Here is a 10,789-nt window from a genome sequence, read left to right as displayed (position 1 = left end):
CAACGGCCGACTCGAACACCTCCGCGGCTCCGCCCTCGGCTTCCGCAACCTCACCCACTACATCGCCCGATCTCTACTCGAGGCCGGCGGATTCAGACCCCGACTACACCCTCAACTGCGATGAGCCGATTTACCCGGTGGTAATCCGTGAAGACAGGCTCTATTCAAGCTACCGAACTCAGACTTCTCACAAGAACTGTTTGACGGACTCGGATATTCCCCATTTCGTCGATCCTGAATAGCGGGACGGACCGAATCGGGCATTTGCGTCGCAAACAGCACACCGCGGGGCCGACGATCACATCGTCGACCCCGCGGTGGTCTCTTTCGGTTCGTGCGCGCTGCGCCGCCTGTTCAGCGGCGTCGGCTCACATACCTTTTCAGTTGCCGGCGGCTTCGTATGCCTGCACGATCTCCTGCGGAATGCGTCCGCGGTCACCGAGCTGGTAACCGTTCTCCTGTGCCCATTCGCGAATCTTGGCGGTATCGCGCTTGGGTCCGGAATTCGACGATCCTCCGCGGCGTCCGCGCGAGCCCGGGTTGGCTACGCGGCGTGCCTTGGCGATGTACGGGGCAAAGGTCTCACGCAGCTCTTCGGCATTCTTCGTCGAGAGCTCGAGTTCATATGTGCCCTGGTCGAGGCTGAAGCGAACGGTTTCCGCTGCTTCCGAGCCGTCGAAATCATCCGTGAGGACGAGTCGCATCTCCCGTGCCATGTTCACCCTTTTCGTGTTCAGAAGACTTTACGGGTGTAAGCATAACATCTGATTCCGCTTTATCGTCCAATTCCGTGTTATCTCTCTCGGAGATTTCGTGCTCGGAATAGAATTTCTCGATCTGCTCCCGTTCCCGACGATCTGCGCGGACAATGTTGCGCATCACGTACCAGAACAGCAATCCCACGCATATCGAGGGAAGCAGGGCTTTGATGAGGTCGAGCACGGGCTCAGCCTTCCTCTCGGGATTCCGAATTCGCTGCGGCGATCGGTTTGGTGAAGGGGAAGAGAATCGTTTCTCGAATGCCCAACCCGGTCAGGGCCATGAGCAGGCGGTCGAGGCCCATCCCCATTCCGCCCGTCGGAGGCATTCCGTGCTCCATCGCGGTGAGGTACTCCTCGTCGAGGCCCATCGCCTCATCGTCGCCGCGGGCGGCGTCGGCGGCCTGGGCTTCGAAGCGCTCCCGCTGGATGACGGGGTCGACGAGCTCCGAGTAGCCGGTGGCGAGTTCGAAGCCGCGCACGTAGAGGTCCCACTTCTCGACGACGCCGGGCTTGTCACGGTGTTCGCGCACGAGCGGTGAGGTGTCGACGGGGAAGTCGGTGACGAAGGTCGGGGCCCAGAGCTTGTCCTTGTAGAAGTGCTCCCACAGCTCTTCGACGTATTTGCCGTGCGAGCGGAAGACTCCGCCGAGGTCGACGTCGTTGTCCGCAGCGATCTGCTCGAGTTCGGCGATCCCGGTCAGCGGGGTGACCTCGACGCCGGACTCGGCCGAGAGGGTCTCGTACATGCTCACGACCGGCCAGTCCCCGCCGAAGTCGTATTCGCTGCCGTCGTCGAGGGTGACGAGCAGAGAGCCGGTCGCATCCTGGGCTGCGTTCTGAACGAGCGTCTTCGTCAGCTCCGCGATCGAATGGTAGTCGCCGTAGGACTGGTAGGCCTCGAGCATCGCGAACTCCGGCGAATGCGTCGAGTCCGCGCCCTCGTTGCGGAAGTTGCGGTTGATCTCGAAGACGTTCTCGATGCCGCCGACGATCGCGCGCTTGAGGAAGAGCTCGGGTGCGATGCGCAGGTACATGTCGATGTCGTAGGCGTTCATGTGGGTCTTGAACGGACGGGCCGCCGCTCCCCCGTGCATGACCTGGAGCATCGGGGTCTCGATCTCGATGAAGTCCTGCGCGGCGAAGGTGCGACGCAGCGAGGCCATCACCTCGGCGCGGGTGCGCATGGTCTCCCGCGCGGACTCCCGGGTGATGAGGTCGAGATAGCGCTGGCGCACACGGGTGTCCTCGGCGAGTTCGGTGTGCAGGCCCGGCAGGGGGCGCAGCGCCTTCGAGGCCATCTCCCATGCGTCGGCGAGCACGGAGAGCTCGCCGCGCTTGGACTTGATGACCCGACCGTGGAGGAAGACGAAGTCGCCGAGGTCGACATCGGACTTGAAGTCCGCGAGTCGGTCCTCGCCGACCTCGCGCAGTGAGAGCATGCCCTGCAGGCGGGTGCCGTCACCGGACTGGAGGGTGACGAAGGCGAGCTTGCCAGTGGTGCGGACGAAGACGACGCGGCCGACGACGCCGACGACCTCGTCGGTCTCGTCTCCGGCTTCGAGATCGGGATGGGCTGCGTGCACCTGCGCGAGAGTGTGGGTGCGGGGCACGGAGACAGGGTAGGCCTCGGTGTCGGCGTCCAGCATCCGCTGCCGCTTGTCCTTCCGGATCCGGATCTGCTCCGGATCGAGGTGCTCCGGGGAGTTCTCAGCGGTTTCGGGGACGATCGACTCAGTTTCTGCCATGGGATCAAGGCTACCGCCAGCCGGGCCTGCGGGGGAATTCGTACGCCCGGACAGAGACCCCCGTCTCAGTCGGTCGCGGCCAGTCTCAGTCGCTCTCAGTCCAGGAGGGCGAGGATCTCCTGGGCCTGGGCTTCGGTGATCCGGCCCAGGGCCAGCGCCTTCGCCGTCGTCGACCGGGCGAGCGCGATGTAGCTGTTGCGCGTGGCCGGGCTGGACACGCTGAGGCTGTATTCGCTCAGGGCGGCCAGGTGGGCGGCCAGCGTCCCGACGTCACCGCGGCTGACGGGACCGGTGAGCGCCTTCGCCCCGTTCTGCAGGGTGTTGGCGACACTCGCGTCGACGAGCGCGGTGAGCACGCGGGATGGGTCGTCGACGCCGGCTTCGGTGAGCATGTCGAGGGCTTCGGAGATGATCGTGATCGAGTGGTTCGAGGCGTGCGTGATCGCGGCGTGGTAGAGCGGCCGGTCGGCCTCGGCGATCTCGATCGGCTCGGCGCCCATCTCGACGACGAGGGCCTCCCCGACCGGGCGGATCGGTCCGGGCGCGGTGACGGCGACCGTGGCCTGCCGCAGTCGCGGCAGGTCGAGGGCGGTGCCGGTGAACGACAGGGACGGGTGCAGGGCGATGGGCAGGGCGCCGAGGCCGGTGGCCGGTTCGAGGATGTCGGTGCCGTAGCGTCCGGCCAGGTGGATGACGATCTGCCCGGGGTGGATGCGTCCCAAGGCTGCGAGTCCGGCCACGAGGGAGCCGATCTCGTCGTCGGGCACGGCGAGGAGGAGGAGTTCGGCGCGTTCGGCGATCGTCTCCGGTGGGAGGACCGGCACCCCGGGCAGCATCTCCTCGGCCCTCGCCAGGCTCGCCGCCGAGGTGGCGCTGACTCCGATGATCGCGTGCCCGGCCGCACGCCAGGCCGCACCGACGACGGCACCGGCCTTGCCTGCGCCGATGATGCCGATCCCCAGACGGGGCGCCTCGGGTGTGCTCATGACTCGATCCCCGTTCCCGCCCGACGCTGTTCGTCGTAGCGCTGCCGGGCGAGACGGGTGCGCTCGGCGTGCTCATCGAAGAAGCGGCGGGCAGCCTCGGCGCCCTGATGGGTGACCTGGGGCTTGATGGGTCCCGCAGTGGAGTGCACGGCGACGGAGGCGAGTCCGAGGGCGCGCTGCACGGGTCCCTGCCGGTACTCCATCGACTGCACGCGTTCGTGCGGGACGAAGTCGACGCGGCGTTCGATCCGGCCCAGGCGCAGGACGAGGAGGGACTCGGTCAGGGCAAAGGCGCGGCGCTTCCACACGAGCGGGTCGATGACGCGGGAGGACCGCGGCTGCGGATGGAACGCAGCCTCCGCGCGGGCTGCCTCGGGGTCGGGTGAGTCGGAGGCGTACATCGCGGAGAGGATGAGGCTGCGGGCGCTCACCCCGTCCTCGGCCGCCGGCTGCGGCAGGGCGAGGCCGATCATCGTCAGCGCCTGGTCGATGTCCCCGACGGGCAGGAGCAGGTTCGACTCCCCCGCGTCGCCCGCGCTGGCGATGTTGAATTCGGCGGTCCACCATCCGGGACGACGCCACAGCAGCGGCTGATGGAGGCACACGGCCTGCACCCGGTCGAGCGGGATGACCTTGCGCGAGGTGGAGACGAGGCCGTGGCTGACGGCGAGGCCCGAGTCGGTGAGGCGGACGACGAAGTTCGCGTTCTCGAGGTTCTTGCGCACCGCGGCGAACGAGGCGATGCCCGCGGGCAGGACGCCGAACAGCATCGGCACCGCTGCCTCGCGCAGCCCGGAGACGAAGAGGACGATCGCTGCGATGATGACGGCGAGGAAGACGAGGACGCCGATGAGGAAGTCGGTCTTGAGCATCGAGGCGATGATGACCCGGTGGACGGGCACGCGGATGATCTCGCCCTCCTGGCTCAGCTTCGGGGCGACACCGTAGGGGGCGAGCATGTCCGTCAGGCTCTCCTCCGCCTCGCCGAGGGCGTCCCCGGCGAGCGTGCTCAGCCTCTTGCTCAGGCGCACCCCGATGCTGTCACCGGCGCGTTCGGGTGCGGAGAGGTCGAGGGTCTGCTCCTCGACGGTCGTCTCCTCCGGTTCCGGTGCCTCCCCGCCGAGGCGGTCCTCGATGGCCTGGCCACCGGGAGTCGGGCTGCCGGTTCCCTGCTTGACCTCCCGGACGGCTGCGAGGAGTTCGTCGCGCAGGGCGTCGGCCTTCCTCCGGCTCAGGTACTTCAGCGACACGTTCGAGCCCTTGCCGCCGGCGACGTCGAAGACGAGTTCGGCGAGGCCGAGGAGCCTCGGCAGCAGCTTCTGCTGGAGGTCGATGGACTGGACGCGGTCGAGGCGGGCCTTGCGCATCTTCTTCGCCAGCAACCCCGAGCGGGCGTAGATCGCCTCGGCGTCGACGCGGTAGCCCATGACCCGCCACGCGAGCCAGCTGTAGAGGGCGCCGAGGGCGATGATGAGGAGGAGTCCGCCGATGACGGCGAGGACGACGAGCCGGTGGGAGCCGAGCCATGCGGCGAACGAGAGGTCGACGCTGTCGCCGGTGGCGAGATCGCTGATCGCCTGTTGGATGAAGTTCTGCGCCGCATAGCCGCCGGCGACGATGATGACGACGATGATGCCGAAGCTGTCGAGGACGGGCGTGAGCGGGTTGACGCGGTGCCAGTCCTCGGCGGCGGTCGCCTCGGCGGGGATCTGAGGATCGGAGGCCACGGTCACAGACCTGCCAGGTTCGCCTGACCGAGACCGGCGAGGCTGTCGCGGAGGCGGTCGGCATCGGCGCGGGGCAGGCCGGGGATGGTGGCATCGGTGGCCGCCGAGGCGGTGTGGAGTTTGACGGTGGCCAGGCCGAACATGCGGTCGATGGGACCGGAGTCGACGTCGACGAACTGGAGGCGGCCGTAGGGGACGACGGTGGTGCGGCGGAAGAGGATGCCGCGACGGATGAGGAGGTCGTCGTCGCGTTCGGCATAGCCGATGACCTTCGCCTGCCGGTAGAGGATGACGAGGTAGACGACCGCCCAGGCGAGGATCGCAGCCCAGGCCAGGTGCAGCCACCACTGGGAGGGGAAGAGCACCGCAAGGACGATGCCTGCGGCGATGAGCGGGAGGAAGAAGAGCAGGGAGGCGACGGTCTCCTTGCGCCAGTACTTCGGGCTGACGCGGGTGTAGACGATGTCGTTCATGCGGCTTCGGCTCCTGAAGGGTCGTCGGGTGGGAGCATGCAGAATCCTTCGACGATGATGCCGACGATCATCAGGGCCGCCGCCGCGGCTGCCGCGAGCAGCATGCCCGCAGCGAGGTCGTCGCGGATGCCGGGGGCGGAGAGGAAGTAGTACCCGGCGTTGCCGAGGTACCAGCCGGCCAATCCAGCGCCGGTCAGGGCGCTGGTCTTGGCCATCACGGCGACACGGGCGGCCTGCAGGGGGTCGATCTCCCTGGTCCGGTCGCCGTCGTTCCACCGTTTGATCGGGTAGCCGAGGACGAGGAGGACGACTGCGAGGATGAGCATGCCGATGATCGCGAACCACGGCTGACCGGGCAGGGCGAAGCCCTGGGACTCCAGCAGCACGTCGACGAGCACGCCGAGCAGGGTGCCGGCCACCGCCCAGATGACGAGTGTGCCCGAGGTGGTTCTCTGCATGCTCCCAGTCTTGCAGATCGGGGGCGCTCGTGCAGGTCAGACGCGGTCGATGGCCTGATCGGCCACTGCCGCGAGGGCCTCGGCGATCGGGCGCGGTCCCTCCGGGGTGGTGACGACGGTGTCCGGGGCGATCTCGGCCCACGGGGCGAGGACGAAGGCCCGCTCGTGGGCGCGCGGGTGCGGCAGGGTGAGCTCCGGGGTGTCGCTGACCTGATCGACGCCGTCTGCCGTGAAGGCGATGAGGTCGATGTCGAGGGTCCGGGGTCCCCAGCGCAGCTCCCGGGTGCGTCCGCACGCGAGCTCGATGCCCTGGCACACGGCGAGCAGCTGGGCCGGCGGCAGGGTGGTCTCGACGAGGACGCCGAGGTTGTGGAAGTCGTCCTGGTCGACCCCGCCCCACGGTGCGGTGCGGTAGAGGGAGGAGCGGGCGCGCACGCTGATGCGCGGATGCCGCTCGAGGGCGGCGACCGCCTCGTCGAGGGTGGCCGCGGCATCGCCGAGGTTCGCCCCGAGGGACAGGTAGGCCACCGCGGGCTGCCCCGACTCCCCCACGCCGGCTGGTGCCGGGGTGCTGCGGGCGCGTTCGACGGTGACCGAGACGTCGGAGAACGTGCGGGCGATGGGGGCGCTGGGTTTGTGGACGACGACCTCGACATGGTCGGTCAGGCTCAGGCAGTGGTCGGCGATCGCCTCGGCGAGGGTTTCGATGAGGTCGAAGGTGGTGCCCTCGATGATGGCCGCGACGTCCTCGGCGAGCTCCCCGTAGTGGATGGTCTCGGCGATGTCGTCGGTCGCGGCGGCTCTCGCCGTCGAGGTGTGGAGGACGACATCGACGACGAAGTCCTGGCCCTCACGCTTCTCGAACTCGAAGACCCCGTGGTTGCCGCGCACCCGCAGTCCGCGCAGTTCGATCCGGTCCGGGCGCCCGGTCATCGCAGGCTCCACGGTGAGGGGCCGGGGCCTGAGTGGTCGGCGATGGATTCGGCGACCCGGCACGCCAGCACCGAGGCGGCCGGATCGTGGACGCGCACCGCCCACGCTCCCGCCTGCGCGGCGAACGCGGAGATCACTGCCGTGGCTTCGTCCTTCTCGTGCTCCCCGGCCTGACCGGGATCCTCCGGTGAGACGAGGGAGGCGATGAAGCGCTTGCGGCTCGCGGCGACGAGGAGGCGCTGCGGGAACACGGTGAACGCGTGGAGGCCGGCGAGGAGCTGCCAGTTGTGCTCGGCGTTCTTCGAGAACCCCAGGCCCGGGTCGACGATGATGTCGGCGGGGTCGACGCCGGCGGACACGGCGACGTCGATGCGATCACCCAACTCGGCGATCACCTCGGCGACGACATCGTCGTAGTGGAACGTCTCATCGGCCCGGTCGAGGTAGCCGCGCCAGTGCATGAGGACGATCGGGACGCGCGTCTGCGCGGCGACGGAGAGCATGCCGGGATCCGAGAGTCCCGCGGAGACGTCGTTGATGATGTGGGCACCCGCGTCGATGGCCGCGGCGGCGACGCTTGCCCGCATCGTGTCGACGCTGATGAGGGCGCCTGCGCCGGCGAGCTCACGGACGACGGGGACGACGCGGCGCAGCTCCTCGGCTTCGTCGACCCTGACCGCTCCCGGTCGGGTCGATTCGCCGCCGATGTCGATGATGTCGGCGCCGGCAGCACGCAGCTCGAGGCCGTGGGCGATGGCGGCGGACTGGTCGAACCAGCGGCCGCCGTCGGAGAAGGAGTCGGGCGTGACGTTGAGGACGCCCATGATCTGCGTGGGCACGGTTCAGCCCCGGAGGATGAGGCTCATCGCTTCGGCCCGGGACGCGGGTTCGCGCAGCTGGCCCCGCACCGCCGAGGTGATCGTCGAGGCACCGGGCTTGCGGACTCCGCGCATCGTCATGCACAGGTGCTCGGCCTCGACGACGACGATCGCGCCCTGCGGTTCGAGGTAGCGGACGAGGGCATCGGCGATCTGGCTCGTCAGCCGCTCCTGCACCTGCGGACGCCGGGCGTAGATCTCGACGAGGCGGGCGAGCTTCGACAGGCCTGTGACCTTGCCGTTCTTCGACGGGATGTAGCCGACGTGGGCAACACCGTGGAAGGGCACGAGGTGGTGTTCGCACATCGAGTAGAGGTCGATGTCGCGCACGAGGACCATCTCCTCGTGGCTGATGTCGAAGGTCACGGAGAGGATCTCGGCCGGGTCGTGGTGGAGTCCGGCGAAGATCTCCTCATACGCCCGGGCGACCCGGGCCGGGGTCTCCTGCAGGCCTTCGCGGTCGGGGTCCTCGCCGACGGCGAAGAGGATCTCACGCACGGCGGCGGCGATGCGTGCGTGGTCGATCGCGGGCTTCTCCTCAGCGTCCTCGCCGAGGTCGCTGAACACGTAGTCGGTCATCAGCGGCTCCCTGGGTCATCGGTGGGCAGTCCCGAACTGGGTCCGGACGGACCGGTGGGTCCGTTCGGGTCGACCGGGCCCGGCGGGTTGTGCGGCACATCGGGACCATGGGTGCCCGAGGGACCGGAGCCGGGAATGTCCGTCGTGTCCGGACCGGGGCCGCCCATATGGCCGCCGTCGCCGCGGTTGCCGACGGGGGCGGGCGGGACAATGGGTCCGCGGTCGGAGACGGGACGCTCGTCGTTGGCCAGCCACACTTCGCGGCGGGGGCGCTTGACGACGGCGGCGAAGATCGCCTCGAGCGCCGCCTGGTCGAGGGTCTCGCGTTCGAGGAGCTGGTAGGCCAGGGAGTCGAGGACGTCGCGGTTGTGGGTGAGCACCCAGTAGGCGTCGGCGTGGGCGGTGTCGATGAGTTCGCGCACCTCGGCGTCGATCGCCGAGAGCGTCGAGTCCCCGTATTCGTCGCCGGCGCCGTAGCCGCGGCCGGCGAACGGCTCGGACTGGTCGTCGCCGATCTTGACCATGCCGAGCTTCTCGCTCATCCCGTACTGGGTGACCATCTTCCGGGCGATGTTCGTCGCCTTCTCGATGTCGTTGCTCGCCCCCGTCGTCGGGTCGTGGAAGACGACCTCCTCGGCGACGCGCCCGCCCATCGCGTAGGCGAGCTGGTCGAGGAGTTCGTTGCGGGTGGTCGAGTACTTGTCCTCACTGGGCAGGACCATCGTGTAGCCCAGGGCGCGGCCGCGCGGGAGGATCGTCACCTTCGTCACCGGGTCGGTGTCGTTCATCGCCGCCGCCACGAGAGCGTGACCGCCCTCATGGTAGGCGGTGACGAGGCGCTCCTTGTCGTTCATCAGGCGAGTCCGCTTCTGGGGGCCTGCGATGACACGGTCGATCGCCTCGTCGAGGATGCGGTTGTCGATGACCTTCGCGTTCTCGCGGGCCGTGAGCAGGGCCGCCTCGTTGAGGACGTTGGCGAGGTCGGCGCCGGAGAAGCCGGGGGTGCGCTTGGCGATCTGTCCGAGGTCGACGTCGGGGGCGAGCGGTTTGCCCTCGGCGTGGACTTCGAGGATCTTCTTCCGGCCCTTCATGTCCGGCGCCTCGACGGGGATCTGCCGGTCGAAGCGGCCGGGACGCAGCAGTGCCGGGTCGAGGACGTCGGGACGGTTGGTCGCGGCGATGAGGATGACGTTGGTCTTGACGTCGAAGCCGTCCATCTCGACGAGCAGCTGGTTGAGCGTCTGCTCGCGCTCGTCGTGGCCGCCGCCCATGCCGGCGCCGCGCTGGCGGCCGACGGCGTCGATCTCGTCGATGAAGATGATGCAGGGCGCGTTCGCCTTGGCCTGTTCGAAGAGGTCGCGCACCCGGGAGGCGCCGACGCCGACGTACATCTCGACGAAGTCGGAGCCGGAGATCGAATAGAACGGCACTCCCGCCTCGCCGGCCACGGCCTTCGCGAGCAGGGTCTTTCCCGTGCCGGGCTGACCGTAGAGGAGCACGCCCTTGGGGATCTTCGCGCCCACGGCCTTGAACTTCTCCGGTTCGGCGAGGAACTCCTTGATCTCCTCGAGCTCCTCGAGGGCCTCGTCGACCCCGGCGACGTCCTTGAACGTGACGTCGGGGTTCTCCTTGTTGACGAGCTTCGCCTTCGACTTGCCGAAGTTCATCATCTTCCCGCCGCTCATCTGCGAGATGAGGAACCAGAAGACGACGAAGATGATGACGAACGGGATGAGGGTGCCCAGCAGCGACATCAGCCAGCTCTGCTGCGGCACCTCGTCGGTGTAGCCCTGCGTCGGGTTCGACTCGGCCACGGCCTTGACGACCTCGTCGCCGCGCGGTTCGACGTAGTAGAACTGGACCTTCTTGCCGAAGTCCTGGCCGTCGATCGACAGGTCGTCCTTGAGGGTGAGATCGACCCGCTGGTCGCGGTCGACGATCTTGACCTGCTCGACCTTGTCGTCGGCGAGGAGTTTGAGTCCCTGCTCCGTGTCGATCTGGCTGAAGCCGGCACGGCTGAAGAGCAGCGCTCCGATCGACACCACCAGCAGCGCCATGACGATCCAGATCAGGGGACCCTTCGTCGCCTTGTTGAGCAGGGGTCGTCGCTTGTTGGACTCGGCCATAGGTCCTCTCAGGAGTTCAGTCTCGACAGCCCGTTGAGGCCGCCGCAGCGGCCTGGGAGCATCCCCCACAGCCTAGTACGTACCGATGACATAGCGGGAATCCGCACGCTTTTGTTCCCCACC

11 protein-coding genes are annotated in these 10,789 nt (G+C 68.2%); all 11 read right to left on the bottom strand.

Translation table 11 applies throughout. The annotated features are described in order from the left end of the window. Nucleotides 1–380: 380 nt before the first annotated feature. Nucleotides 381–704 (bottom strand): histone-like nucleoid-structuring protein Lsr2, encoded by a 324-nt coding sequence (locus AACX88_RS12900; protein ID WP_339393344.1) that lies wholly within the window; start codon nucleotides 702–704, stop codon nucleotides 381–383. Continuing rightward, the gene (locus AACX88_RS12895) at nucleotides 682–942 is read right to left on the bottom strand and encodes a hypothetical protein (protein WP_339393343.1); all 261 of its coding nucleotides are present in this window, start codon (nucleotides 940–942) and stop codon (nucleotides 682–684) included. Before AACX88_RS12895 ends, AACX88_RS12900 begins: the two co-directional genes overlap by 23 nt. Nucleotides 943–946: 4 nt before the next feature. Next, nucleotides 947–2,506: a lysine--tRNA ligase gene (lysS, locus tag AACX88_RS12890; protein ID WP_339393342.1), complete on the bottom strand. Its 1,560-nt coding sequence runs from the start codon at nucleotides 2,504–2,506 to the stop codon at nucleotides 947–949. Between the two features lie 95 nt (nucleotides 2,507–2,601). Next, nucleotides 2,602–3,492, bottom strand: a complete 891-nt coding sequence (locus AACX88_RS12885) for a Rossmann-like and DUF2520 domain-containing protein (RefSeq protein ID WP_339393341.1) — start codon at nucleotides 3,490–3,492, stop codon at nucleotides 2,602–2,604. Beyond that, nucleotides 3,489–5,219, bottom strand: a complete 1,731-nt coding sequence (locus tag AACX88_RS12880) for a PH domain-containing protein (RefSeq protein WP_339393340.1) — start codon at nucleotides 5,217–5,219, stop codon at nucleotides 3,489–3,491. The genes AACX88_RS12885 and AACX88_RS12880 overlap by 4 nt, the downstream gene beginning before the upstream one ends. Before the next feature lie 2 nt (nucleotides 5,220–5,221). Further along, nucleotides 5,222–5,692, bottom strand: a complete 471-nt coding sequence (locus AACX88_RS12875) for a PH domain-containing protein (protein WP_339393339.1) — start codon at nucleotides 5,690–5,692, stop codon at nucleotides 5,222–5,224. Then, the gene (locus AACX88_RS12870; protein ID WP_339393338.1) at nucleotides 5,689–6,150 is read right to left on the bottom strand and encodes a DUF3180 domain-containing protein; all 462 of its coding nucleotides are present in this window, start codon (nucleotides 6,148–6,150) and stop codon (nucleotides 5,689–5,691) included. Before AACX88_RS12870 ends, AACX88_RS12875 begins: the two co-directional genes overlap by 4 nt. 36 nt (nucleotides 6,151–6,186) lie before the next feature. Continuing rightward, nucleotides 6,187–7,083, bottom strand: coding sequence for a 2-amino-4-hydroxy-6-hydroxymethyldihydropteridine diphosphokinase (folK, locus tag AACX88_RS12865; protein ID WP_339393337.1), 897 nt, complete (start codon nucleotides 7,081–7,083; stop codon nucleotides 6,187–6,189). Then, a complete protein-coding gene (gene folP / locus AACX88_RS12860) occupies nucleotides 7,080–7,922 on the bottom strand; it encodes a dihydropteroate synthase (RefSeq protein WP_339393336.1) in 843 nt (280 codons plus the stop codon). Before folP ends, folK begins: the two co-directional genes overlap by 4 nt. 3 nt (nucleotides 7,923–7,925) lie before the next feature. Continuing rightward, nucleotides 7,926–8,540 carry a GTP cyclohydrolase I FolE gene (gene folE, locus AACX88_RS12855; RefSeq protein ID WP_339393335.1) on the bottom strand — a complete coding sequence of 205 codons (615 nt, stop codon included), beginning with the start codon at nucleotides 8,538–8,540 and terminating at the stop codon, nucleotides 7,926–7,928. After that, nucleotides 8,540–10,666 (bottom strand): ATP-dependent zinc metalloprotease FtsH, encoded by a 2,127-nt coding sequence (gene ftsH, locus AACX88_RS12850; RefSeq protein ID WP_339393334.1) that lies wholly within the window; start codon nucleotides 10,664–10,666, stop codon nucleotides 8,540–8,542. The genes folE and ftsH overlap by 1 nt, the downstream gene beginning before the upstream one ends. Between the last annotated feature and the right edge of the window lie 123 nt (nucleotides 10,667–10,789).

It is taken from the genome of Brevibacterium metallidurans (genome assembly GCF_037101285.1).
Lineage (GTDB): Bacteria > Actinomycetota > Actinomycetes > Actinomycetales > Brevibacteriaceae > Brevibacterium > Brevibacterium metallidurans.
The sequence above is the reverse complement of the archived record's forward strand: the minus strand, read 5'-3'. Positions and strand labels throughout refer to the sequence as shown.